This is a genomic window from Psychrobacter proteolyticus, assembly GCF_039762275.1.
Classification (GTDB): Bacteria; Pseudomonadota; Gammaproteobacteria; order Pseudomonadales; family Moraxellaceae; genus Psychrobacter; species Psychrobacter proteolyticus_C.
The window spans coordinates 23,777-50,410 of the sequence record NZ_JBDLOB010000006.1 but is presented as its reverse complement, the minus strand read 5'-3'; the positions used below and the strand labels follow the sequence as shown (position 1 = coordinate 50,410).

21 protein-coding genes, 2 tRNA genes and 1 pseudogene are annotated in these 26,634 nt (G+C 44.6%); 14 read left to right on the top strand and 10 right to left on the bottom strand.

What is annotated here, in order from left to right; translation table 11 throughout:
* Window positions 1-48: 48 nt before the first annotated feature.
* From ABFV72_RS10190 to rsmH, 3 genes are all read right to left on the bottom strand, one after another.
* Window positions 49-2,139, bottom strand: a complete 2,091-nt coding sequence (locus ABFV72_RS10190; RefSeq protein WP_347163528.1) for a peptidoglycan D,D-transpeptidase FtsI family protein — start codon at window positions 2,137-2,139, stop codon at window positions 49-51.
* Entirely contained in the window at window positions 2,136-2,618 is a 483-nt protein-coding gene (gene ftsL / locus ABFV72_RS10185) for a cell division protein FtsL (RefSeq protein ID WP_347163527.1), read from the bottom strand. The genes ABFV72_RS10190 and ftsL overlap by 4 nt, the downstream gene beginning before the upstream one ends.
* Before the next feature lie 436 nt (window positions 2,619-3,054).
* Window positions 3,055-4,089, bottom strand: a complete 1,035-nt coding sequence (gene rsmH, locus ABFV72_RS10180; RefSeq protein ID WP_431192099.1) for a 16S rRNA (cytosine(1402)-N(4))-methyltransferase RsmH — start codon at window positions 4,087-4,089, stop codon at window positions 3,055-3,057.
* 364 nt (window positions 4,090-4,453) lie between these two features.
* Between rsmH and gltX the strand changes: the two genes are divergently transcribed.
* The 5 genes from gltX to ABFV72_RS10155 all read left to right on the top strand — a co-directional run bounded on the left by gltX (window position 4,454) and on the right by ABFV72_RS10155 (window position 7,872).
* Entirely contained in the window at window positions 4,454-5,980 is a 1,527-nt protein-coding gene (gene gltX, locus ABFV72_RS10175; protein WP_347163621.1) for a glutamate--tRNA ligase, read from the top strand.
* A gap of 158 nt (window positions 5,981-6,138) precedes the next feature.
* Entirely contained in the window at window positions 6,139-6,504 is a 366-nt protein-coding gene (locus ABFV72_RS10170) for a hypothetical protein (RefSeq protein WP_347163525.1), read from the top strand.
* A 122-nt stretch (window positions 6,505-6,626) separates the two neighbouring features.
* Window positions 6,627-6,702, top strand: a tRNA-Ala gene (locus tag ABFV72_RS10165).
* A 148-nt stretch (window positions 6,703-6,850) separates the two neighbouring features.
* A tRNA-Glu gene (locus ABFV72_RS10160) sits at window positions 6,851-6,926 on the top strand.
* Between the two features lie 292 nt (window positions 6,927-7,218).
* Window positions 7,219-7,872: a LysE family translocator gene (locus ABFV72_RS10155; protein ID WP_347163524.1), complete on the top strand. Its 654-nt coding sequence runs from the start codon at window positions 7,219-7,221 to the stop codon at window positions 7,870-7,872.
* Window positions 7,873-7,971: 99 nt separating this feature from the next.
* On the opposite strand, the gene ABFV72_RS10150 is transcribed toward ABFV72_RS10155, so the two are convergent.
* A complete protein-coding gene (locus ABFV72_RS10150) occupies window positions 7,972-10,809 on the bottom strand; it encodes an aconitate hydratase (protein WP_347163522.1) in 2,838 nt (945 codons plus the stop codon).
* A 296-nt stretch (window positions 10,810-11,105) separates the two neighbouring features.
* A complete protein-coding gene (locus ABFV72_RS10145) occupies window positions 11,106-12,176 on the bottom strand; it encodes a DUF3025 domain-containing protein (protein WP_347163521.1) in 1,071 nt (356 codons plus the stop codon).
* Between the two features lie 126 nt (window positions 12,177-12,302).
* Between ABFV72_RS10145 and ABFV72_RS10140 the strand changes: the two genes are divergently transcribed.
* Together ABFV72_RS10140 and ABFV72_RS10135 are read left to right on the top strand one after the other, a co-directional pair.
* Entirely contained in the window at window positions 12,303-13,019 is a 717-nt protein-coding gene (locus tag ABFV72_RS10140) for a hydrolase (protein WP_347163519.1), read from the top strand.
* A gap of 59 nt (window positions 13,020-13,078) precedes the next feature.
* Window positions 13,079-13,654, top strand: coding sequence for a YchJ family protein (locus tag ABFV72_RS10135; RefSeq protein ID WP_347163518.1), 576 nt, complete (start codon window positions 13,079-13,081; stop codon window positions 13,652-13,654).
* 24 nt (window positions 13,655-13,678) lie between these two features.
* Here ABFV72_RS10135 and ABFV72_RS10130 read toward each other — a convergent pair whose 3' ends face one another.
* From ABFV72_RS10130 to ABFV72_RS10115, 4 genes are all read right to left on the bottom strand, one after another.
* Complete coding sequence (locus ABFV72_RS10130; protein ID WP_347163517.1) at window positions 13,679-14,599, bottom strand: class II glutamine amidotransferase; 921 nt, start codon at window positions 14,597-14,599, stop codon at window positions 13,679-13,681.
* On the bottom strand, window positions 14,600-14,929 hold the full coding sequence (locus ABFV72_RS10125) for a hypothetical protein (protein WP_347163516.1): 330 nt from the start codon (window positions 14,927-14,929) through the stop codon (window positions 14,600-14,602).
* A 72-nt stretch (window positions 14,930-15,001) separates the two neighbouring features.
* Window positions 15,002-16,165 (bottom strand): homoserine kinase, encoded by a 1,164-nt coding sequence (locus tag ABFV72_RS10120; RefSeq protein WP_347163515.1) that lies wholly within the window; start codon window positions 16,163-16,165, stop codon window positions 15,002-15,004.
* A gap of 265 nt (window positions 16,166-16,430) precedes the next feature.
* Complete coding sequence (locus ABFV72_RS10115) at window positions 16,431-17,279, bottom strand: class II glutamine amidotransferase (RefSeq protein ID WP_347163513.1); 849 nt, start codon at window positions 17,277-17,279, stop codon at window positions 16,431-16,433.
* 97 nt (window positions 17,280-17,376) lie between these two features.
* On the opposite strand from ABFV72_RS10115, the gene hisF reads away from it, so the two are divergent.
* The 7 genes and pseudogenes from hisF to glmS all read left to right on the top strand — a co-directional run bounded on the left by hisF (window position 17,377) and on the right by glmS (window position 25,160).
* Window positions 17,377-18,159, top strand: a complete 783-nt coding sequence (gene hisF / locus ABFV72_RS10110; RefSeq protein WP_347163512.1) for an imidazole glycerol phosphate synthase subunit HisF — start codon at window positions 17,377-17,379, stop codon at window positions 18,157-18,159.
* 185 nt (window positions 18,160-18,344) lie between these two features.
* Window positions 18,345-18,866, top strand: coding sequence for a 6,7-dimethyl-8-ribityllumazine synthase (gene ribH, locus ABFV72_RS10105; protein WP_075106501.1), 522 nt, complete (start codon window positions 18,345-18,347; stop codon window positions 18,864-18,866).
* A 216-nt stretch (window positions 18,867-19,082) separates the two neighbouring features.
* A pseudogene (nusB, locus tag ABFV72_RS10100) lies at window positions 19,083-19,919 on the top strand (transcription antitermination factor NusB); the annotation flags it as partial.
* A gap of 28 nt (window positions 19,920-19,947) precedes the next feature.
* Window positions 19,948-20,979 carry a thiamine-phosphate kinase gene (gene thiL, locus ABFV72_RS10095; protein ID WP_347163510.1) on the top strand — a complete coding sequence of 344 codons (1,032 nt, stop codon included), beginning with the start codon at window positions 19,948-19,950 and terminating at the stop codon, window positions 20,977-20,979.
* 3 nt (window positions 20,980-20,982) lie between these two features.
* A complete protein-coding gene (locus tag ABFV72_RS10090; protein ID WP_347163509.1) occupies window positions 20,983-21,588 on the top strand; it encodes a phosphatidylglycerophosphatase A family protein in 606 nt (201 codons plus the stop codon).
* 169 nt (window positions 21,589-21,757) lie between these two features.
* Window positions 21,758-23,134: a bifunctional UDP-N-acetylglucosamine diphosphorylase/glucosamine-1-phosphate N-acetyltransferase GlmU gene (gene glmU / locus ABFV72_RS10085; protein ID WP_347163507.1), complete on the top strand. Its 1,377-nt coding sequence runs from the start codon at window positions 21,758-21,760 to the stop codon at window positions 23,132-23,134.
* A gap of 181 nt (window positions 23,135-23,315) precedes the next feature.
* A complete protein-coding gene (gene glmS / locus ABFV72_RS10080; RefSeq protein ID WP_347163506.1) occupies window positions 23,316-25,160 on the top strand; it encodes a glutamine--fructose-6-phosphate transaminase (isomerizing) in 1,845 nt (614 codons plus the stop codon).
* Between the two features lie 304 nt (window positions 25,161-25,464).
* Here glmS and ahr read toward each other — a convergent pair whose 3' ends face one another.
* A complete protein-coding gene (ahr, locus tag ABFV72_RS10075; protein ID WP_347163504.1) occupies window positions 25,465-26,466 on the bottom strand; it encodes an NADPH-dependent aldehyde reductase Ahr in 1,002 nt (333 codons plus the stop codon).
* Window positions 26,467-26,634: the final 168 nt, after the last annotated feature.

The window sequence follows — 26,634 nt, the reverse complement described above, 5'->3', positions numbered from 1 at the left end:
TAAAACGTGTCAGCTCAGTAGAACTGGACATTTAAAATAATTGAACGCTTACTGCGCTTCCGTTTTTAGTGGCTTATCCAAAGGCACATTATACAATCGCAATGCTTCTTTCATCACATTATGAAAAACAGGTGCGACCGTTAGACCAGCATAAATCTGACCGCGCGGGTCTTCGATAAGCATTACGCCTACCAGCTTTGGATTAGATGCAGGCGCCATGCCAGCAAAGACGTTACGATACTGGTCGGTATAATAACCACCATCTGGATTGATGCGGCGTGACGTACCCGTCTTACCTGCCACGCGATATCCGTCAATGGCAGCAGCTTTTGCTGTACCACCAGGCTCAGTCACGCTCTCAAGCATCTGTACAATCGACATTGCCTGCTCATGCGCCATAATACGTTTGCTTGGCTGCGACTTGTCACCTTTAATTAAAGTTAATGGATGCATGACTCCACCTGCTGCTAGAGCTGAATACGCCTGTGCAACCTGTGCCAATGTCACTTGCAGACCATAACCATAACTGACCGTCGCACGGCGCGAGGTTTCTTTCTCTTTTGGCGTAACAATCAGACCACTGCCCTCACCTGGGAACTGCAATGGTGTTTTTGAGCCAAAGCCAAACTGTCGTTGCATATTACTAATAGCATCGGCTGGCAGTGATAGCGCAATCTTGGTAGAGGCAACGTTACTAGATTTCTGTAATAGCGTGGCCATGTTAATCATACCCAAGTTGTTATGATCTCGAATGGTATAGCCACGTACGCGAATCGAACCAGGATTGGTATCAATCAAGGTCGTTGGCGTATATTTGCCCGAGTCTAGCGCTGCCGCCACGGTAAACGGTTTCATCACCGAGCCTGGCTCAAACACATCTAGCAGTGCGCGGTTACGCTGGTTTTCACCCGTCATCTCGTTGAGGTTGTTTGAGTTAAACGACGGCCATGTCGATAGTGCCAGCACTTCACCAGTTTGTACATCAACGATCATACCCGTTGACCAACGGGCTTTTTGCAAACGCCCAGCCTTTTCTAGCTCTTTATACAGTAAATACTGTAAGCGCGAATCAATCGTCAACGCCACATTTTTACCGGGTACTTCTGGCTCGATTTGCTTAATTTCTTTTAGGCTGTTTTGTTTAGCGTCTTTTAGAACTAAAACTTTTCCGTCATCACCTGCCAGATCTTTTTCGTACTGACGCTCAATACCAGCACGACCTTCGTAGCCACCTTCAGGATCCTTGGCGTTTTGACCCATAAAGCCCAGCAGCTGTGCGTTAGACTGTGGCTGCGGGTAATAACGCTGAAAGAAATTCTTTTCGTAGACGCCAGGGAAATCAAGCGAGCTGACGCTTTGGGCAATCTCAGGTGTAACCTTATTAAGCAGTGGCAAATAGTGCGAGCCTGCGCCAGATGGCAAAGCAGCTTTTACGGCTTTCTCATCGGTCACATCGATACTGTCATCAATAGCCGTGACTTTCTTTAGTTCATCCACCGATATATTTGCAGCAGCGGCTAACTTTGTCAGATCCATATTATCCAGACGCTTTTGCATACGCGCCTGTAATTGTGGACTGCTAGGATTGGTAATAATAATGCGCTTTAGCTCGTAATATTCACGCGAATAATCATGCGGACTAAACGAAACCGTCGCGAGCGGTGCACTGACTGCGAGCGGTAGATTATTACGGTCGGTAATCATACCGCGATAAGATTTTTGGGTGCGCTCACTGGTAATGAGCTCATTACCTTTGTCTTGATAAAACTGTGCGTTGGCAACCTGAATATAATAGGCGCGGCTAATCAGTAGCGCTAATATGACCAGCGCTAGACCCCAGACCATACGAAAACGGTTTTTGTCTTGTTCGAAACCACCAAGAGCAGAAGCACCTGACGCTTTGCTCGAAAAAACCATTTTACTTTTGCGATTTTTTACACTGGTATAAGCGCCTTGGGTGTCACTTTTTTTGATGCGACCAAACAATTTGGCCTTACGATTACTTGCAGCTTTATCGGGCTTGCTACTCGTTTGACCAGATTTAGCAGCACTGGCTCGGCGTAGGGGTTTGGTTACCTTACCGCTGGCTGGTTTTTTGCTAGTGTTCTTTGCGGTGGATTTAGGCTTTTTCTCACTCATTGTCCTGCCTCCGTCGCTGGTTCTTCAGGAGAGATGTCGGTAGAGGCACGTGGCCCAATAATGTCATTCAAATCTTCATCTGAGTCTTCCGTAACCACTGGCACCAATGCAGTAGCGACACCAGGCTGGATAATCAGCTTATCCTTTAATGTTGGCGAATACATACCCAATTCAGCAACCGCTCGACTGGCAATCTGCGGCGTGGCGCTAAAGGTTTGCTGCTCAATCAATAGACGCTGATGCTCTACTTGTAGCTTACGTTCTTGTTTTTTCATGTCTTGCAAGGTTTTGTAGTCCTGATGATATTGCTGAACTTCTTCGGCAGTTTTGATACCACTCCATACAATCGTGGCTGCCAATAGCAGTAGCACGACCACATAAATGCTCACCACATTAAACCGGCGCACGAACAGCTCGCCGACATCGGTATTATAAGGTGTAGCAGTGCGGCGATTCGCAGGTTTGTCAGATATTGCCATGACGATCTCAAAAAGGTGAACGTAAACGATAGAGTAGATAACGGATTGCGAAAGATGAACGTGTCATTATTCGGTCATACCATCGATAAATATAAAACCAAAGACACTTATAAGTGTAAAAACTAAACCTAAAAAACCGAATGTAAAAAACACATTCAATAGCCAATATATTTAGGAGCCACAAGTCATCACAATTCATGGCTATCAATATGTCATACCACAACCAAACACGTTGAGTGGCTGTACTATATAAAACCATTCAACTATTAAGCATAAGCAGATGAAAACCAACTGCTGATCCTAACAGACAATATTTACAGATTTTTAACAGTGGCGTAGCCATTAGGACATTTGCGCATCATTTAGACAAACATTAGCAATCTTAGACAACTCACCAATCCTATTCGACTATGACTTGTAGCATCATGATGTTCTTCTATAGCCCTGTTGTCTGCTCATAAGCTGTGTCGGTGCGAGTTGCCATACGCAGCCATGCACTACGCGCGCGCGGATTCTGACTCGTTTCAGCTTTGCTTGGGCCAACACGTTTTGGCTTGCTAAAATAGCGCGGACGATTTGGCGGCATTGGCAGGTTTTCGTCTTCTGGATACTGCCCTTTGCTATGTCGCTGCAAAAACTGCTTGATACGGCGATCTTCTAATGAGTGAAAGCTAATGACCGCAAGCTGCCCACCTGACTTTAAGATAGGAATACTTTGCGCTAAAAAGTCGTCAACATCGCCCAACTCATTATTAATGAAAATACGCATGGCCTGAAAGCTTTGCGTCGCTGGATGTTTGCCGCGCTGCCAGTTGGGATGCGCTACTTTGATCACTTCTGCCAACTCAAGCGTAGAATCGTAGCTCTCCATCTGTTTGATAGCACGAGCAATACGGCGACTATGACGCTCTTCGCCAAAATCATAAAGTACATTGGCCAACGTTTCATCATCGACTTTTTCAAGCCATTCGGCAACTGACTGGCCGCGACTGGTATCCATACGCATGTCTACTGCCCCGTCGCGCATAAAGCTAAAGCCGCGACTACCATCATCAATTTGCGGTGATGAAATGCCCAAATCCGCCATTAACCCATCAACTTCAGTGATGCCCATAGCAGCCAGACTGTCGGTCAACGTCGCAAAACTATCGTGAACCACACGCACACGGCTGTCCTTGCTTGCCAGCTCTTGCGCCACGCTAATAGCTGTTGGATCTTTGTCGAAGACAATCAGTGTTGCATCATCGGCAAGTTGACTTAATAGCAGTCGGCTATGACCACCACGACCAAAGGTCGCATCAACATAGATACCACTTATATTTAAGCTATTTTGGTCGCCTTCTGTTTGCTTAGGCAAGGATTTTACGCCGAGCACTGCAGCGACAGTCTCTTGCAGCAGCACCGCATCATGGACAAAACTTAATACATCAGACGTGATATCGCCCTCATGACGGGCGTGAGTAACATCCAGATCGACATCTTGCGTAGACGCATCCTTTATAGCAGAAGGACTAGACACTGACTCAGAGAGATCAGCGGCGGCAGAAGGACTGGCTTTCGATTTTGGCTTAGACTTTGATAGGGACACAAACAACTCAATAGATGACGACCGTACTGGCCAGTAATTAGATGAAAATAAACAAGTTATGACTTGCTTAGCATTATTATCGCAAGGATACACCTGTAGTCAAGCACTAGAAGGGCTTTTCATTAAAAATATCACATGTCTCTGTTATACTAGCGCTATATTTTACGCTATTTCTTAACATCGACTTCATATCTTTCATCGCTATTTATACTGATAGCTTATATCGATAGCAAACTTTGAGACTTTTATCATGCAAACCTCTACTGACAGCACGCGCCCTGTACGTACGCGTATCGCCCCATCACCAACTGGCTTCCCACACGTAGGTACTGCCTATATTGCCCTATTTAACTTGGCCTTTGCCAAAGCGCATGGCGGCGAATTCATCTTACGTATCGAAGACACTGATCAGACTCGCTCAACTGAGCAATCAGAACAGATGATTTTGGATGCCCTACGTTGGGTTGGTCTGGATTGGAGCGAGGGCCCAGATATTGGCGGCCCACACGCCCCTTATCGTCAGAGCGAGCGCAGCGATATCTACAAAAAACACGCCGAGATACTCATAGAAAAAGACCATGCGTTCCGCTGTTTTTGTACCCCTGAAGAGTTAGATGCTATGCGTGCTGAGCAAATGGCCAATGGCGAGACCCCTCGTTATGATGGTCGCTGTGCTCATCTTGCTCCAGAAAAAACTGAGCAACTGGTAAGCGAGGGCAAGCCGCACGTGATTCGTATGCGTGTACCGGCCGAAGGCACTTGTCAGGTACAAGACATGCTACGTGGCACCGTTGAGTTCCCTTGGACTCAAGTCGATATGCAAGTACTGCTAAAAACAGACGGCATGCCAACCTATCATTTAGCCAACGTCGTTGATGATCACTTGATGGAAATCACTCATGTGATGCGCGGTGAAGAATGGTTGAACTCTGCGCCTAAGCATCAACTGCTATATGATTATTTTGGTTGGGAAATGCCAACGCTTTGCCACATGCCGCTACTGCGTAACCCTGATAAGTCAAAACTGTCTAAACGCAAAAACCCAACCTCTATCACCTACTATCGTGATGCAGGCGTGCTACCTGAAGCGCTGCTAAACTATCTCGGTCGTATGGGCTACTCAATGCCTAATGATGCTGAGCAGTTTACGCTAGAGGAAATGATTGCCAGCTTTGATATTCAACGTGTGTCGCTTGGTGGCCCTATCTTCGATATCGAAAAATTAAACTGGCTCAATGCAGAATGGCTACGTGCGCTTAGCCCTGAAGAATTGAAGAATAAAATCCTTGAGTGGGCCAGCAACAGTGACAAACTGACTGCTATCGCAGCGGCGATTCAGCCACGTATCGAGCTATTGTCTGATGCGGTTAATTGGGGTGGTTTCTACTTCCAAAACCTACCTGACATCAATGCTGAGAGCTTCACTCATAAATCACTCACGCCTGAGCAAATTATCGAGATGCTGCAATTAGCGCTTTGGCAATTAGAAGTCTTACCAACTTGGTCAGAAGAAAACATCTATGCCACGCTAAAAGGCCTTGCTGCTCACCTCGATATTAAGATGCGTGATTTTATGGCGCCGTTCTTTATCGCTATCGCTGGTAGCACCTCATCGACGCCAGTCATGAACTCTATGGCGATTATCGGTGCTGATATGACCTTGACTCGCTTACGTCACGCGGTTGATGTATTAGGCGGCCTCGGTAAAAAGAAACTGAAAAAACTTGAGAAACAAGCGGCAGAATTGCCAGACTTTTTGGCTGCTGCTGAGTAGTTTAGAAGCTGAATGGCTTATCTACTAAACAGTTAACTAGCTAAACTTGTCGAATGTAAAAGGGTCAGGCCATATCTGGCCCTTTTTTCGTCAAGCGCAGTTACTACTACCTCAAATTATTAGATATCTTTTATTAAATATTTTAATTGGAAATAAACATGGCCGCCAAAACCGTCACGATAGAAAGCAAAGATTATGTCTTTAACACGCTAAAAGAAGCACAGAAATATTATGATGCCATCATAAAGGAACTGTTTGATGCAACTTTGACCCTGACCAAGGGCCAAGACTTCGAAGATTTAAAATGGATATACAGCACTTACTGTAGTTACACCAAGCATAATCTAGATAAATTGGGCGAATATGACATCATTGGCGTCAAAGGTATCAGAACGATCCGAGAAAAAGGTGGTCAATATATGCCAACTGAATGCTGTGCGATTATTTTTTCTGATGGTAGCGAAGAAGAGTTTTATACCGATAAAGCCATCAAAGAGATCGCCATTAAGCAAAATCCACACTAATTTGGGCTTGTTGAGCCTTTAAAATAGGCTAAATCAATTTTTTTTGCATATTTATGCATTATTTTTAAAATAGTTGTTGACAAGACTGCCGCTCTTACATAAAATACGCACACTCTTAGCGAGGGGCTATAGCTCAGTTGGTAGAGCACTTGCATGGCATGCAAGGGGTCAACGGTTCGACTCCGTTTAGCTCCACCATACTTATTTATAGCAACGCTCAGTATTACTGAAACGTAATAATAAATACTCGCTAGTAGGACGATATCAGCACCTAGGCAATGCTTATTTAATAAGCTATCTGATATTGTGAAGTACCGTTGTAACCACTGGTTATAACACTCTATGCGTCCCCATCGTCTAGAGGCCTAGGACACCGCCCTTTCACGGCGGTAACGGGGGTTCGAATCCCCCTGGGGACGCCACTATTCGGCGTCACTTATTAGCACTTTTGCTTAGCATCAGATTAGACTAATAAGCGAACAATAAAAAATCCCAGTCATCATACGGTGACTGGGATTTTTTATGTCTGTCATCTCTCAACATCCTCTATTCTGTTGTCGTTAGCTTATTATTAATAGTTGCTAGCTTACTGTTGATAGCGCTATTGCCAACCTATCTAATACTCGTTAATATCGACCTGACAAGCGTATTTATAAAGTGCACCTACCTACTATAAATGATGGGGCTTAGCGTGATTAAAGGGAAGTGATTGCGATGTTTGGTATCGAGAATTATCTAGGGTTTATCTTGGCGGCTATTTTGTTAAACCTAACGCCAGGTACGGATAGCATGTACATCATCACCCGTAGTATTTCACAGGGGCAAACAGCAGGGGTTTATTCTGTTCTTGGCATTACTTCGGGTATTTTGGTACATACGTTATTGGCGGCACTAGGATTGTCCGTATTACTTGCCAACTCCCCTACCGCTTTTATGATTGTCAAATATGTTGGGGCCAGCTATTTATGTTATTTAGGCTTTAAGATGCTGACGAGCAAAAACTCGAACTCGATTGCAAACAATTTGTCCAAAGATCAGAACGTGACTAGCCGAAAGGCTGTAGATGGTTGGCAAATATATAAGCAAGGTGTATTGACCAATACTTTTAACCCAAAAGTCGCTTTATTCTTCTTGGCGTTCTTTCCTCAGTTTATCGACGCTAGTTATGCTTATGGCATGCTGTCATTTTTGATGTTGGGACTGACTTTTGCCACCACAGGCTTTATATGGTGCTTATGTTTGGCGATGTTGGCGTCAAAGTTCAGCAAAAAACTAAGAGCGAATCCAAAAATTGAATCCATAATGAATAAAATAAGTGGTGTCGTATTTATGGGGTTAGGAATTAAGTTATTGACTGAAAAGGCTTAAAGAGTAAAGTAACAAGAAGAAAAACGTCTTCCATAAAGAAGCCCAATCCCCTACTTTGACGGAGATTGGGCTTTTTTTCAAACCAAGTCTAGTATATCACTAGCCAGCTTCTTTGCTTTCAGCAGCCAATTGACGTAGTACATAGTGCAACACGCCGCCATGACGCACATATTCGCGCTCTTTTGGCGTTTGTAGACCAACATTTACCTCAAAGGTTTCTGCTGATCCGTCAGCACGCGTAGCCGTAACCGTGGCCGTTTTACTCTCGCCATTGTCCAGACCTGTGATGCTGAGCACTTCAGAACCATCTAGTTTGTATGTCTCCGCATTTTGACCGTCTTTAAACGTCAATGGCAACACGCCCATACCGACTAGGTTTGAACGGTGAATACGCTCAAACGAGCTGGTCAATACAGCTTTTACACCTAGCAAGATAGTACCTTTGGCTGCCCAGTCACGGCTCGAGCCCGAACCATACTCTGCCCCGCCCAATACCACTAGCGGACGCTTGTCTTCTTTATACTTCATCGCTGCATTATAAATAGGCATTTCTTCGCCATCTTGTAGCGTAGCGCTGTCATCTTTGAAGTAATAAGTATAGCCCCCTTCTTTACCGCTCATCATCGTGTTTTTGATACGGATGTTGGCAAAAGTACCACGAGTCATAACTGCATCATTACCACGGCGCGAGCCATAGCTATTGAAGTCTGCTTCCATCACACCGCGCTCTTGCAAGTACTTACCTGCTGGTGAGTCTGGATCGATATTACCTGCTGGCGAAATATGATCGGTGGTGATGGAATCACCAAACAGACCCAAGATGCGCGCGCCCTCGATATCAGGAATACCTTCTGGCTCCATGGTCATACCATCAAAGAACGGTGGGTTTTTAATATACGTCGACCCTTCATCCCATGGATACAATTGGCTATCCGCTGAACTAATCGCGTTCCACGCGGCACTACCATCAAATACTTCGCCGTAGTTTTTGCGGAACATATCAGCATCGATATTGTTGGCAATTAACTCGTTGATCTCTTCCGAGGTTGGCCAGATATCTTTTAGGAATACATCGTTGCCATCTTGATCCTGTCCTAGCGGATGGGTCGTTAGATCGATATCGACTGTACCGGCTAGCGCGTAGGCAACGACCAACGGTGGTGATGCTAAGTAACTGGCTTTGACATGCGAGTGAATACGACCTTCAAAATTACGGTTACCAGACAGTACAGCCGCTGCGACTAAGTCATTTTCTTCAATGCCTTTTTCGATCTCTTCTGACAATGGCCCTGAGTTACCGATACAAGTCGTACAACCATACCCTACTAGATAGAAGCCTGTTTTTTCTAGCTCATCCATCAGATGGGTTTTCTCAAGATAGTCGGTTACGACTTTAGAACCCGGTGCGAGTGATGTCTTGACCCAAGGCTTGGCTTTAAGTCCTTTGGCAGCAGCTTTTTTGGCCACCAGACCTGCACCAATCATTACCGCTGGGTTTGAAGTATTGGTACAAGAAGTAATAGCAGCAATAACTACCGATCCGTCTCGTAGTTTGTGTTGTTTGTCATCGATGCTGACATTTGAGAAGACATTGTTTGCTGGCGCATAACCTGCATTGTCATCACTCGTATCAACTTCGATATTCGGTTCAGCTGCCAAGTGTTCAGCTTGCTCTTGCTCGCCGCCTTCTTGATCAAAGCGTACTTTGCCTTCTACTTCTGACTTACGATCTTTGGTCATTTTTTCTAACGTTTCACCAAATTTCTCATGCATATCAGACAAATTGATACGCTGCTGTGGCAAGTTTGGACCAGCAAGTGCTGGCTGTACTGACGACAGATCTAGTTCGAGCTTGCTCGAATAAGTCGCCGCAGGTGTATCGGCATCGTGCCATAAGCCTTGCGCCTTAGCATACTTTTCGACCAGCTCAATCTGTTCTTCATCACGGCCTGATAGACGCAGGTAATCAATCGCCATTTGATCAATTGGGAAAATACCACAAGTCGCGCCATACTCTGGTGACATGTTGGCAATGGTAGCGCGGTCCGCTAACGGCATACTGTGTAAGCCTTCGCCATAAAACTCGACGAACTTGCCCACTACGCCATGTGCACGCAGCATTTCAACCACACGTAATACCAAATCGGTTGCCGTGACGCCTTCGGTTAGCTTTCCTTTTAACTCAAAACCGACTACCTGTGGAATCAGCATCGATGACGGTTGACCCAGCATCGCAGCTTCAGCTTCGATACCGCCCACACCCCAACCAAGTACGCCAATACCATTAATCATCGTGGTATGGCTATCTGTACCAAATACTGTATCTGGATAAGCTGTCAGCTCGCCATCAACGTCTGCTGCCATCACAACACGGGCTAAATACTCAAGGTTAACCTGATGCACGATACCTGTCGCTGGTGGTACGACAACGAAGTTTTCAAAGGCTTGCTTGCCCCAATGCAAAAACTCATAGCGCTCATTGTTACGCTTAAACTCAATCTTTTCGTTCAAATCTAGCGCATCTTCGCGGCCATAAGCATCGACCTGTACAGAGTGATCGACGACCAGCTCACTAGGGATAAACGGATTGATCTGCTCAGCCTTTCCACCAAGCTCGACAACTGCATCACGCATCGCCGCCAAATCAACCACCGAAGGTACACCAGTGAAATCCTGCAATACCACCCGCGCTGGCATAAAGGCGATTTCTTTTGACGCCTCAGCCCCTGCATCCCAGTTGGCAACCGCTTCGATATGGTTTTTGCCAACTGACTGCCCGCCGTCTTCGTTACGCAATAGGTTTTCTAATACCACTTTCATACAAAATGGTAGTGTCTTGATATGCTCATAAGTTTCGGTCAGCTTTGGCAGGCTGTAGTAGGCATGTTCCTTGCCAGCAACCGAAAGGGTGTCTTTTACATCAAAAATATCACTCATGATAGCTTCCTTATCGTTGTTATAAATCCTGGACATAAATTATTATAAGTTTATGTATGACTGGTGGCTCAATAAATGATTGATCTGTCTTGAATCAATATCGCAGTTTCGCAAAACTGTCTGATATGAGTCAGTGTTAACAAAAGAGATAATCATATCTGTAGTGATTAACAGAAACTCCCTTTTACCATAACAAACATACAAGGCTTTGTTAACGTCTGGACGTTGTCGAATCGTGGCACAATCGTAAACGTAACAACGGTTTAGCGAGCTATCTTTAAATGATTTATTCCTATTTAATTTTTATCTTTTTTACGTCGTCCACTGCGAAATACGTAGCTGTCCTCATAGAAGCCAGTATCTGCATTCTCTGCCCAAAAGTGTGGCACCCCTAAAATCGGTAGCGGCGCAAGCTGGCGCGGTTTGACATCATCATTTGATAACAATGTGTCCATGTATTCTGCAACCTTGTCATCCAAATAGCTCATACGTTCAGCTAACGATAAGCTAAAGAATTCTTGTGCAACGTGAATGACAATACTGTGTGCGCATAGAGGTTTGCGAGGATGTACCAACTGCTCAAGCAATGCATGCCCGAAGATATAAACTACTGCCTGAGCACTTGTATTCGGTTGTGCTGGGTTGTCCCATTTAGCACGTGGGTTCACCAAACTTGCCTGCCAGTCAAAATCAACCAATGCCTTACCGATACTAGCATCAGAAGTCACCAGCACTGCGCCATTCTCATCAAAGACAGTAATAGTGTCGCGCACACGCCCTCGACGCTCACTAATACCCTGCTTAGCGATTTCTAGCATATGGTAGTAATTGAGCATAGCTTTAGTCTTCGGAAAGGTCAGCCAAATACTGCCATTAAACAAGTCATGTAAGTTATCACGCGTCGGGATATTGCCAGTTGTGCCGATGAAATGCTCATAGGCTTCCCCTTCAGGCAATGCATTTTGAGAGACGAACTGTAGCGTCTGAGATTTGTGATCATGAGCAGGTTTGGTATGAGGTAACGGCTGGTGCAAATGATCAGCTTGTTGTACCATCGCCGTTTTTAAGACTTTGGCAATCGTGTCAGGCGTATTGATGTCAGAAGCATTTGTATCGTGCTCATCTAGGCTTTTCACATTATCCACACCTTCTGAATCATTCGAACCATCCAAGCTATTTCTCTGTGATTTCGAACGACTAAGGTGTTCAATCGTGTTGCTGATATAACTCAATTGAGTAATATGCGATAACCAAGGCACTTGCCAGTCAATAGTAGCAAAGCTGTTATCAAGCTGACCTTCTACTACAGGCAGCTGCTTAGTATGAGTATCAGAGTTAAGTGTGGCGGGTAAATCACTGGCAGGCATAGAAGCTCTCTCTTACAGGCTATCTCTATTAGACGTATGGGCGGTCTATGGTATCATGGTGCGCTTTTTTACTGCTAGATACGCCGCTCGAAAGGACTTTTTGAGCGCTATGGAAGAATGAGTTTTATGGCAAATTTTAATACCCACTTAAATGTCGCTTTTATGGTCAGCGGCACACTGAGTTTGACGGTTTATAAAGCTGGATTGATTGATGATTCAGGGTTTTTGGTGTGCGTGGCGCTTGGTACTATCGGCGGGTTGTTGCCAGACTTGGATTCTGATAATTCAACACCGATTAAGCTCGGTTTTAATATCACCTCGTTTATATTTGCCTTTGGTCTGGTCATGCACTGGCGTAGTGATTTGAGCTTACTGGCATTGATAGTATTATGGTTGGCAGGCTACGGTTTTATGCGTTACGTGGTATCTCATATCTTTACCACTATGACGGTGCATCGTGGTGTCATCCATTCTGTGCCGTATATGGCGATACTGGGATTGGGTCTGACGTGCCTAAGCTATTATGGCTTGCACCTACCACTGACGACTAGTTGGTTTTATGGTCTGTTTTTATTTGGGGGCGCAATGGTACATTTGTCATTGGACGAACTGTATAGCGTCAATCTGTCCAATATGAAAATGAAACGCTCATCGGGCACGGCGATGAAGTTTTATCAGCCAAAAGACAAATGGTGGTATCTGCTCTTATATACTATCCTTGCACTACTGGTATACGCCGCCCCACCTTTTGAGATGTTTTGGTCACGACTAATTGATCCTTCCGCATGGGCGCAGCTCAAAGTCGGCATCTTGCCAGAATTAATAAAAAGCATGCTGCAATAAAGTTATCATAAGACCACTGAGCCTAAACGAATAAGCCCAAACAAAAAGTGGAGTAACTCATGCAACCTTACCCAGATACTTGCCCTTGCCAAATCAATCCAACAGCAGAGACGGCAGACGCTCCGCTATCCTATCAAGACTGCTGCCAGCCATATCATGATGCTTTTTATAATGATGAGGTTGATAAAGCAGATGGTATAAAAGCGGAGACAGCCGAACGGTTGATGCGTACGCGCTATAGTGCCTTTGCATTGGTGAAACCAGACTATATCGTCAAGACCACAGTGCCTGCTCAGCAAGCATTACTTGACGTGCAGGCGATTGAAAGTTGGGCAAAAGAGTCAGATTGGGCAGGATTAGAGATTGTAGAGCACACGCCAAAGTTGGGTAAATGTCATGCACAGGTTGAGTTTAAGGCTTATTTTAAAAGCGCTGAGGAAACATCAGGTGGTTTAGAAGAAAAAACACAAGCGCATCATGAACTGTCCACCTTCATAAAGGTTAAAAACAAGGCTAATAACGATGCGCGCTGGTATTTCTTAGACCCGACGGTTGCGATGACTGTCAGCCAAAAGCAACCGTGCATTTGTGGATCTGGTGAGAAATTTAAACGATGTTGTGGGGGTTATATTTAAACAACGTTAGATATCCATTGACCGCTAAACACTCGCTCCAACGGCTCGTGCAATCGCAATGCCTTCGTCCACTGTCAAAAACTTGCGCTGGCTTGGACTGTCTTTATAAATGACATCACCATCTTGGAAGATTAAGCATTCATTGACCGCTAACTGTTGCCATCTCTCATTTTCAGTCAGTGGCACGGTGACTAGAATAGTAACTTTATCCGTGTCTGTAGTCACATCACCGAAGTTAATCGCCATATCATCATCAGCGAGTTTCGCTTCACCAAATGGCGCTTTGCGCGTGAGATAAAACAGTAAGCTGCCCGCATAAGCCAGTTGCCACCTGCCATTGGATATTAAGCAATTAAATAGACCATTGGCAGATAAATAACGACATTGCGTGGTCAAAAAATTAAACAACGTTTTGTCATCAGGACGCGACTTAAAGCTACTCTTTAGACGATTGACCAAATAGCAAAATGCCATCTCCGAGTCAGTATTGCCTACTGGCTGACAGTGTGATGCATTGCCGTTGTCTTGTAGGCGCTGACAGCGTTTGATAAATTCGCTATTCATCTGCCCATTGTGCGCAAATACCCACTGCTCGCCCCAGACTTCACGAACGAATGGATGGGTGTTGGCCAAACAGTTCTGTCCTTGCGTCGCTTTACGAATATGCGCAATGACATTCATGGCTTTGATTGGATAGTTGTTAACCAAATCAGCGACTGGCGACAGATGGCTTGGACGATTATCATGAAACAGACGCAGACCCGTTGAGTCATTTGCCGTCTCATCGTTGGTTTTGTCATTATTGCTGCATTCGCTACGCTCAAAAAAGGCAATACCAAAGCCATCTTCATGACTGTCCGTCATCCCGCCACGCTTGCGAAACCCTGCAAAGCTAAAGCCAATATCCGTTGGGGTATTACAGTTCATTCCTAAGAGTTGACACATTTAATCATTACCACCGTTATTGTCGTCTATTATCGAGTTACCTTGAATAGGATTGCTTTGAGCAGCAGATAGCGCATCAAAGTCAGCATCACTCATTTCATCAAGCAAAGCAGCACCATCAGTTGGGATAGTATCCAAAATACGCTGAGCGCTTGCCAGATCGGTACTTTCTACCCAAAGAACGATACCCGAGTTCATACCAGGGATCGCGCTTAGCGGCTGCAAGGACACGGTAATGCCGTTATTACGTAGTAGGTTGGCGTGTAGCTCACCCTGCATATTGGTATCGTAGCGCGCCAGTTTGTGCCAGTTATCAACTTGATCGGTCATGGGGTCGCCTCTAAGGTTTCGGTACTAAAATTAGTACTAGCATTGGTACTAGAATAAATGAATAAGCAATGCTTAAGACAATTGATCTAGCGTATATTCTTTGATTGCAAACTCACTACTACTTAATGTTTCCTGCGCTTGTTCGGCTTGGGTGATACTGCTAAATACGCCGACTATTTGATTGTCTGGTTTGCTTAATAGTACAAATACGGTATTTTGCGACTTTTCAACATGCGCCCAATGGTAAGCGGCCAGACGTTTCATCAAGTCAGGGTTTTTGACCATGATGTTATCACCCGTACGGCCTTCGGTACGATTGTAGTGAATCACATTTAGGCGTAATAACCAGAAAATCACCGCTGCTTTTGCTAGCATAACAGGTAGTGCACGTTTTTCATCACTGTTTAGCGGGCGTATCGACTCATAACCTTGTAAAAACGCTGCCATTTTACTACGGTCAAAGTTAACGGATTCGCCTTGTTCTGCAACGCCCCACGTGGTACAAAAATCATTAATAGTGATCGCAATATCCATCACATAATGCTCGACACTGACTTCAGTAAAGTCCAACAAGCCCGTCAGACGCGCTTCGCCTTTTTGTAGATTCCATAAAGTATTGTCGGCAAACATATCTAAATGGCATAGGCCTTTTGGTAAAGTGGCCAGTGGTAATTCTGAATAAGAGCGCCAGATATCGCTCATCAGCTTGGCTTCGTCACCTGGCATAAACTGCATTTCACGGTCGCGCACATCTGCCCATGGGTACAAAGGCACGCCATATTGTTCACTTGGTTGTAGTGCTTGTAGCGTTTCATGCAGCATTGCTAATGCCGCACCAATGTCATGACACATCGCTTGCGTGGTTTGATCCGGATGTGAACCTGCTAAGCACGGCACTAGCGTAATCGCTTTGTCTTCATAATGGATAACATAGCGCTTATCATCACCATCCATTTGTGAACTATTTGATTCAATAACGGCTAGCGGCGCGGCGACTGGTAGATTGCCATTTAATTGATTAAGAATAACGGCCATTTTTTCGATATCAGCAGGCGGACGTTCTTCAAATAAAGTGAATACATAAGAGTACGTGCCATCTAAATCGTCAGTCGTTTGAATAAACCAGTTTGAGTTTTTAATCCCTTGAGTGATTGGAATTGCGCGGGCAAACGACACGCCAAAGCTTTGGCAAAAGGCGGCAAACTGATCATCGGTTAACTGGGTATAGACGGACATGACATCTCACTTATGACGGTTAAATGGTAAAAGTAGTACGTGAAATAATAAATTCAATTTGGGTAATAATAAATGTGGGGACAGTCAATAATAGTGACCATTACGTCGCCGACAAGCAAACTTTAAATATCGTTAAGACATTTTGTCAATCAGCTGCGCTCTGAGACGTAGCTGATACTGATAAAAGTAGCCACATAGTAAAATAGCAGCTCAGCAGGCAGCTACTTAATAAATCAGCTGACACATAGGCTAGCTAATATATAGGCTAGGCATTTTTTGCAATTTTCAAACCTTCTTCAATCGACAAGTAAACAGGGCGAGTAGGAACATCTTGATAAACCATATGACCCTCTGCAAAAATAATGCACTCATCGACAGCCAGCTGTTGCCAGTCTTCATCACTGGTAAGCGGGGTGGTAGCAAGCACTGTCATGACATCGTCTGTCTCGTTGACGGTCTCAAAATCCATCGTCACATCCACATCAATGAGAGCCGCTGAGCCAAATGGAGTTTGACGAGTCACATGAAACAACAACGTATTGGCATAGCCAAGCATCCACTCACCATTGGACATCAAACAGTTAAATAGTCCGTAATTTGCCAAAAAACGGCATTGCACGGTCAAGAACTCATACAGTGTCCGCGCATCGGGCTTATACTCAAACTGCTCTTTTAGTTGATTGAGCAAATAACAGAACGCAAACTCCGAATCGGTGTCCCCTACTGGGCAATAGTGACGTGATTTGCCTTGCTTGATAGGGTCACTATCAGCCGCATCCTTAATGGTCATTTTACCGTTATGAGAAAACACCCAAGCCTCGCCCCAAATCTCACGTGTAAAAGGATGAGCATTACTGAGTAACTGATCATCTGATTTGCGTATATGGACGATAGTATTGTCAGCTTTTACTCGGGTTTGACTGACCAATTCAGCAAGTGGGGAATCCATCGCCGCGCGATTATCGCAGTACAAACGCAGACCCGTCGGCTCAAAATAAGCAATGCCAAAGCCGTCAACATGATCATCTGTAAGCCCGCCACGAGCCCGAAAACCAGCAAAGGAGAAACCGATATCAGCAGGATTTTTACTGTTCATGCCGAGCAGTTGACACATAAGCACCCTTTGCATTTGTTTTGTAAAATAGTTACGCGTATCATAGCATTTTATGTGATGTATCTTTGTATTCTTGCGCGAATTAATAGGCGGTTTTATGCTAGCAAAACGTATTATTCCCTGTCTTGACGTAGACAATGGCCGCGTGGTCAAAGGCGTCCAGTTTGTCGATATTAAAGACGCAGGCGATCCTGTCGAAGTCGCTCGCCGCTACAACGAACAAGGCGCTGATGAGATTACCTTTTTAGACATCACTGCGACCAATGATGAGCGCGATACCACGTATCATACCGTTGAACGCATGGCAGAGACGGTATTTGTGCCACTCACTGTCGGCGGCGGCGTGCGAAAAATCGCTGATATTCGTAATTTGCTAAATGCAGGCGCGGACAAAGTCGCAATCAACTCAGCAGCAGTATTCACCCCTGAATTTGTTGGGGAAGCTGCACAGAAATTTGGTAACCAATGTATCGTCGTTGCCATCGATGCCAAACGCGTCGCTGATATCAATGTAGATGGTATCACCGTACCGCGTTGGGAGATTTTTACCCATGGTGGTCGTAAGCCAACCGGTATCGACGCCGTCGCTTGGGCAAGCAAAATGGCCGAGCTGGGCGCTGGTGAATTACTGGTCACTTCGATGGATGGTGATGGTACCAAAAAAGGCTATGATTTGGCCCTCATGCAGCAGATCACCAGCCGCGTCAATGTACCTGTTATTGCCTCAGGTGGCGTCGGTAACCTACAGCATTTAGCGGAAGGCGTACTAGAAGGCGGCGTAGATGCTGTACTTGCCGCCAGTATTTTTCACTTCGGTGAGTACACCGTGTTAGAGGCCAAAGAATACATGGCAGCGCAAGGTATACAGATGCGTCTATAGTACGCTCGTAAAATACAAATAAAACTTAAAAAAATGCTATCATAGCGCTAACCATTTATTTTCGTTCAATTAACTAGGGCAACGCCAAAACAATAGGCGACCGAATCGATTGAACGCATCAGACTATTTAGCTATTTATTGACGCCTATATTTCAATTGAACGCTTATTAAGCAAAGGATTTTTTATGTCGAATTTACAACAGCAGCGCAACGACGTGACTCATATCGATGGTAACCTACATCAAAACGCTGACGCTCGCATTGGTATCGTTGTTGGTCGTTTTAACGGTTTTGTCGTTGAGTCATTGGTTGATGGTGCAATCGATGCCCTACTCCGTCATGGTGTATTGGGTAGCAACATTACTGTTATTCGTGTGCCTGGCGCATTTGAGCTACCACTTGTGGCCCAACGTGCTGCTGAATCAGATCGTTTTGACGCGATTGTGGCATTGGGTGCAATCATCCGTGGCAGCACGCCGCATTTTGATATTGTAGCTAGCGAATCTGCCAAAGGTTTGAGCGCTGTTGCAATGGATTATAATATTCCTGTTGCTAACGGTATCATCACTACTGACAGCATTGAGCAAGCTATCGAGCGCTCTGGTACTAAAGCGGGTAACAAAGGCTCTGAAGCTGCGATGGTTGTACTAGAAATGATCGCTGTTTTGTCACAGCTAGATATTGATGACAGCATCGATGAAGCATAAGCTTTAAAGTTCAAATTTATTAGTTTAACTGGTGCTGCTATTTAGTAATAACAGCACCTTATAGCACTAGCCAGCTATCAAAATAATTGGCTACTTTTTGAATTTTCGCCGTATTTCTATACCCTTTAAAGCTTTAAGTCAGCATAGTTAAGAAGTTACTTTGCTAATTTATATTTTGACTGGGTATCATCTCAAAAATTTAGGTACAGACCCCCTATGACTGACCAACTCAAGCGCGCTATTAGCGCTGCGAAAACCGCACAAGCCAATGATGGACAAGCTGAAGCTACCCGTATAGCGAGCAGTAGTGCGGGTGATCAAACATTCGATATGAGTGAGTCTTCTTACAAGACCAGTCACACTGCTATCCGTAAGGCACGTCGCTTTGCGATGCAAGGCCTATACGAATGGCTCGTCACTGATCGCCGCTTTGATGTAGATGGTAAGCTTGGCTGGAAAGCCAATGCTCCGCACGATATTGCTGCTCGCACACGTGCAACCAATGCCATGCATACCGTCCATATCGGTTATTATCATGAAATGATGCGCGACATTCCAGAGCAGATTGAAGCACTCGATGCGCTTATCAGTCAGCATCTTGATCGTGAGGTTGATAAGTTAGATACGGTTGAGCACGCTATCTTGTTGATTGGTGCGTATGAGCTGCAGAACCGTGTAGAGATTCCTTATAAAGTCGTGCTTGATGAAGCGATGAAGCTAAATAATCACTTTGGAGCGACTGATGCACACAAATTGATTAATGCGGTACTGGATAAAATGGCCGGTGAGCTGCGCGCGGTTGAAGTGCAAGCAGATACCAACGCCAATCTACGTACGTCACAAAAAGTAGCGGCTAAACAATCTGAAGCGAGTTCGGCTGAAGTAACGGTAGCCGATAATATCGAAACTGCTGCTGAAACAGAAAGCGCTATCGTCGATGAGCCGACTGCATCAAACAAGCCGCGTATCAGTGCTAACAAAGCCAACGTTAAACGCAGTAGTGCCAGTAAAGCCAGTGCAAATATCAGTGACTTTAAGGCGAGCAAGAAAAACGCTAACGATACCAAAGACTAAGATAACCATGAACGAGTTTGAGCTGATTGAGCGTATATTCTCACAGATGCAGGCCACGCATGCGCCATTAACTGGTATCGAAAAAGGTATCGGTGACGACGCGGCTGTGATGGCATTGCCAGCAGGATCACGCTTGGTTAGCTGTATTGATACACTGGTTCAAGGTCGTCACTTTCATGCTGATTGGCAAAAAGTTGATGAACTAGCATTTGCGATTGGCTATAAGGCAGTCGCCGTTAATGTCTCAGACATTGCTGCTATGGGTGCGACGCCGCATAGCATTATGCTAGCGTTGGCATTACCTGAACGTTTAGCAAATCACGAATGGCTCACTGAATTTGCCAAAGGGCTGTTTCATGCGTGCCAGCTGTTTGGCGTAACGCTGATAGGTGGTGACACCACGCGTAGTGAGCGCTTAGTACTTAGTATCAGCGCGCAGGGGTTACTGTCCGCAGATACACCTGCCATTTACCGCTCAGGTGCGCAAGTTGGTGATAAGATTTATGTATCAGGCACCCTTGGTGATGCCGCTTTCGCCTTAAAGTATCCTGAAAGCGCACAAGGTATCGAGTTGGCGCATCGTCTACATATGCCAACGCCGCGTATTGCACTAGGTGCAGCGTTGGCAAAGCTCGGTGCAACAGCGATGATAGATATCTCCGATGGTCTTTACCAAGATCTTGGCCATATCTGTCAGCAAAGCTCTGTAGGTATGCGCATCCATTTAGACAAGCTACCGAGTAGCGAGTCATTATCTACTGTCGATTTGTCTGATCGCTTATTAGGTCAGCTAGCGGGCGGTGATGATTATGAATTGGCATTTACCTTACCTGCGCATATTAAACCTCCTACTGGCAATACACCTGTCACCTGTATCGGCGAGGTAATTGCACTAGCAGATCCGATAGCGACAGATACCAAGTCTTCTGATAACTCACGTCTTGAACTGTTTTATCAAAATCAGCCAGTGACGCCAACTCAGCCCTCACCGTTTTTAACGTGGCCCAATCTTACTGGTTACCAACACTTTACAGGCTAATCCATGACTGATCACGACTTATCTAAGCCTGACATCCGTAAAGCAAATGACTGCCCACCGCTACCGGTCGATGCCAGTATGCTTGACCGTGCAGTCTATTGGCTTGGGCTAGGTTTAGGTAGTGGATTACCACGCCGTGCACCTGGTACCTGGGGTACCGTTGGTGGGCTGATTGTGGGCGTGCCCCTCATGAGTCTAGGTTTTATTCCTTTTTTACTGCTGACTATTTTATCTTGTTTGGTTGGTATCTGGATCTGTGGGCGTACTTCTGAATTAATGCAGGTGCACGATGATCCACATATTGTGTGGGATGAATGGGCAGGCATGTGGATTACCTTATTACCGTTATCTTACATTTTGTCTTATTTATTTCCTAAGCCTGAAAACACATTGTCGTTAATGATGATGCCTATGTTTTGGGGCTGGCTACCGACCGCCTTTATCCTATTTCGCGTATTTGATATCTTGAAGCCGCCACCGATTGGCTGGGCAGACAGAAAAGTTGCTGGCGGTCTTGGGGTCATGTTAGATGATATTATTGCAGGCATCATGGCAGCGGTCATTTGGTTGGTTATTTACATCATTGTGATGATGTTCATGTCTTTTTGATATTAGCGCACAGAAATATTTACTACAGTTTTAGCTGTCTTATATATTTGATTTTACTTACTTAAGTTATTGGTATTCAAATTACAAAGCCTGCACATCACAGCGTTTTTATAAATGAACATTTGCGCTATAATCCAATATTATATTTTGTTACATTTGTGAGCCTATTATGACATCTCCTCTTTCTGTAATTATTTTAGCTGCCGGTAAAGGCACACGTATGCAATCGGCAAAGCCAAAGGTATTGCAGACATTGGCTGGGAAGTCTTTATTAGGTCATGTGCTAGATACTTGTCATCAGTTAACTGTTGATGAAACCATCATTGTTCATGGCTTTGGTGGTGATCAAGTAAAGTCAGAAATTACCAATCAATATACACAAGCATCGATTACTTGGGTTGCTCAAACTGAGCAATTGGGAACTGGCCATGCGGTCAAGGTGACACTGTCTGATTTACCTAAATCAGGACAAAGTCTCATTCTTTACGGTGATGTGCCATTGGTCAGCTGTCAGACATTGACAGCATTAAAAACTGCCAATACTGATGGCATGTCTATGCTGACGCTGACGGTCGATAATCCGTTTGGATTGGGTCGTATTAAACGTGACCAAGCAGGCAATATTGAAGCCATCGTTGAGCAAAAAGATGCCAATGCAGATGAGCAAAGCATTAGAGAAATTAACAGCGGTATTTACTGCGTCGATAATGCGCTATTGCACAAATATTTGCCTGAGCTCTCTAACGACAATGCACAGCAAGAATATTATCTGACAGATATTGTCAAAATGGCAGTCGCCGATGGCATTACTATCGCGGCAATTGAGCCTGAGCATACGTTTGAGATTGAAGGAGTTAATAATCGTCAACAGCTTGCTAGTCTAGAACGCACTTGGCAGCGCAAGCTAGTTGCTGACTTACAAGAAGCTGGCGTACAGTTCGCCGACCCTACTCGTGTCGATATCCGTGGTACGTTGACCGCTGGTCAAGATGTGTTTATTGACGTTAATGTGGTATTTGAAGGTGACTGTACCTTGGGTGACAACGTCTATATTGAAGCAGGCTGTGTTATCAAAAATGCCAAGATTAGTAATGCTTGCTATATTAAACCGTATTGTGTGATCGATCGCGCTGATATCGGTGCTGGTGTTGATATCGGGCCTTTTGCGCATCTGCGTCCTGATACCATATTATCTGATAACAGCAAAGTTGGTAATTTTGTCGAAATTAAAAAGTCGACTATTGGTCAAGGCAGTAAAGTAAATCACTTAAGCTACGTCGGCGATGCAATTGTCGGTACAGGTGTGAATATCGGTGCTGGTGTCATTACCTGTAATTATGACGGTGCTAATAAATCGCAAACCATCATTGAAGACAATGCTTTTATCGGCTCTAATGCTAGCTTAGTCGCGCCAGTGACGATTGGGAATACAGCGACCGTTGCCGCTGGTTCTGTGATTACCAAAGATGTTGACAGTAGTGCATTGGCATTTGGTCGTGCACGTCAGGTACAAAAAAATGACTTCCAAAGACCAACTAAAAAATAATTGCTCATTGGTGGTTTAGCCAACCTCAGTCATTGTTGAACAAACCTAAGCAGTACGGCAATCTTTGTGGTACTGCTTCATCGTATTTATTAGTTAATGACTTATCATTAATGACCAACCAAATTTTTGATCTTGCACCATTATATATTGAACTACTAAAAATTGAATCTAAGGAATAGCCATGTGTGGAATTGTAGGCGCCGTTGCTGAGCGAAATATCGCTAATATCTTACTTGAAGGCCTAAAGCGTTTAGAATATCGCGGCTATGACTCAGCTGGCCTGACCGTTATTCGTGATGGTGAACTACACCGTGAGCGTCAAGTAGGTAAAGTACAGGCACTCGTCAATGCCGTCGCTATCAATCCAGAGTTTTTTGATGGTCATATCGGTATTGCTCATACGCGCTGGGCAACCCATGGTGAGCCAGCACAACGTAATGCGCATCCACACGTGTCAGGCAAAATTGCGGTCGTTCATAACGGTATCGTTGAAAACTACGCTGAACTAAAAGAAGAGCTAATAGCCAAAGGCTACGTGTTTACTTCACAGACAGATACTGAAGTTGTGGCGCATCTAATCCATGATATCTACAAAAAGACACCTGACTTGTTAGAAGCGGTCCGCACCATTATCCCGTTATTGCACGGTGCTTTTGCATTGGGTATCGTCCACGTAGACTGCCCTGATGAGCTTATTACTGTACGTTTAGGCTCACCTTTGGTTATTGGCGTCGGTATTGGTGAGAACTTTATCGCGTCAGATCAATTGGCGTTGCTGCCGGTGACTAACCGCTTTATGTATCTAGAAGAAGGCGATATCGCCAAATTAACTCGCAATAGCATTCAGGTTTATGCAGATGGTGTTGAAGTCCAACGTCAGATACATGAAATTGATGCAACCCAGCACAATGCCGATAAAGGCGAGTTCAAACACTATATGCTCAAAGAAATTTACGAGCAGCCAGATGCCGTCGCTCGTACGATAGAGATGGCTTTGGACAATGGTGAAACCACCAAACTACGCGACGATTTTTTACAGCGTCATGAGACACTGTTGTCAGGTATTCATCATGTGCAAGTGATTGCTTGTGGTACCAGTTATCATGCCGGTATGGTCGCAAAATACTGGTTTGAGAGCCTTATCCGTATACCTTGCTCCGTCGAGGTTGCCAGCGAATTCCGATATCGCAATCCTGTCGTCGTCGATAATACTTTGGTCATCTGTATTTCTCAATCTGGTGAAACGGCTGACACCTTATCAGCGTTACGTGATATCCAGAAGCAAGCGCCAGCAGGCTTAGTCAGCTTGGCACTATGTAATGTACCGACGTCATCGCTGGTACGCGAAACAGATATTTTCTTGCCGACGTTAGCAGGACCTGAGATTGGCGTTGCCTCTACCAAAGCATTTACCACTCAGCTTGTAGCTTTGATATTGTTAATATTAAAAGTTGGCGTCACACAGAAGCGCATGACTGACGAACACTTAAATACGTTATTAAGTGAGTTACATCAATTACCAGGACAACTCTACGCCAGCTTAAATCTTGATGCTCCTATCAAGACCATGAGTGAAAGCTTTGAAGATAAGAAGAGCTGTCTATTTTTAGGTCGCGGGCTACAGTTCCCGATTGCGCTAGAAGGCGCGTTAAAGCTAAAAGAAATTTCTTACATTCATGCAGAAGGTTATGCGGCAGGTGAACTCAAACACGGTCCATTAGCATTGGTCGATAAAGACATGCCAATCGTCGTACTAGCGCCTAAAGACAGTATGTTTGATAAATTAAAAGCCAACATGCAAGAAGTGCATGCGCGTCATGGCGAGCTATTTGTCTTCGCTAGCGAAGCCAGTCAAATGGTCGCGGAAGATAGACTGCACTTAGTATATGTGCCCGATGTTTGCGAGACGCTTGCCCCTATCGTCTACAGCGTGCCTGTGCAGCTGTTGTCATACCATGTAGCAGTGATGCGTGGCACAGACGTCGACCAGCCACGCAATTTGGCAAAATCAGTCACGGTAGAATAAGAAGAGTTACTCTACGACAGCTCCGAAAAGATAAGTATTTATCCCTGCTATTGTAAACTCAGTAGCAGGGGTTTTTTATAATTTTAAAACGACCTACTAGCAGTTTAGAAAAAAGCAGTAAGAACTACATCAGTAAAGAATCAAATAAAAACACTTAGACACAGTTCCAAAGAATTCGCATGTATTAAAAATTGGTCAAAAGTAGAATTTCGATACAAAAAAATAGTGACACTCTATCTATTAATTAGAGTATCACTATTATTGTGCTTATTTGGTGGCTACATTTAGTTGCCTGTAAAGACGTTTAGTCTCTTTCTAGCACCACTCTATAGCGAGCATTACCACTCTCTAGTCGTTCAAACGCTTCATTAATCTCAGACATTTTGTATGTTTCAGTGACTGGCTGAATATTATGGCGAGCAGCAAAATCTAGCATTTTACGTAGCGTCGCTGGTGAACCAACTGGCGAGCCTGATAGACTATTCTGAGCCATAATCATTGGTGCAGCCGATATCTCTAGTGGCGCTTCTAACAGTCCAACAAAATGCAGCTTACCTTTTGGTCTTAGCGTCTTGATCACGACATCCCAGTTCATATCGACGTTTACTGTTGAGATGATTAAATCAAAAGAACCTGCGGCTTTTTCAATTTCGCTATCGTCTCTTGAGTTTAGTGAATGGTGAGCGCCCATCTCTTTTGCTTCTTCCATTTTTGATTCACTGGTAAATGCCGTCACTTCACAGCCCCACGCATTGGCAAACTGCAATGCCAAATGACCCAAACCACCAATACCGATTACAGCCACTCTAGAAGTTGGTTTGATGTCGTACTGTATAAGTGGGTTAAACACTGTGACGCCGCCACATAACAGTGGTCCTACCGCGTTAAAATCAAGCCCTTCAGGTATCTTGATGACGCTAGTATCTTTTGCGCGTACTTTATCTGCAAAGCCGCCGTGGTTACCAATGATCGTACCTTCTTGCTCAGGGCATAAGTTGTGGTCTCCATCGATACATAGATCACAAATGTTACAGTACCCTTTATGCCAACCAAGTCCGACTTTATCGCCCAACTCTAGATGCTTGACGTGCTTGCCTTTATTGAGGACTTTACCTGCAACCTCATGCCCACCGACAAACGGATATTGAGTCATACCCCATTCATTTTGCCACATCGATAAATCACTATGGCAGATACCGCAGCTATGTACTTCGATTTCTACTTCGTGATCGCCTAGAGCACCAGGATCGTATTCATAAGGCTCAAATTTGCCACCTTTCTCTTTTGCTGCATATGCGTTAATCATAGTTATTCCTTATTTTCTAGTTTTTTTAGAGGTTAGTTTGTAGAGATTGGTTTATAGCTCTAGCAGCTACTTATCTGTTAGTAAAATTAAAATAGTGCTATAAGAGATAAACAATTTCTTCAATTAATTTGATTGGACAGACTATAGCAAAGACTGACCCAACTAATC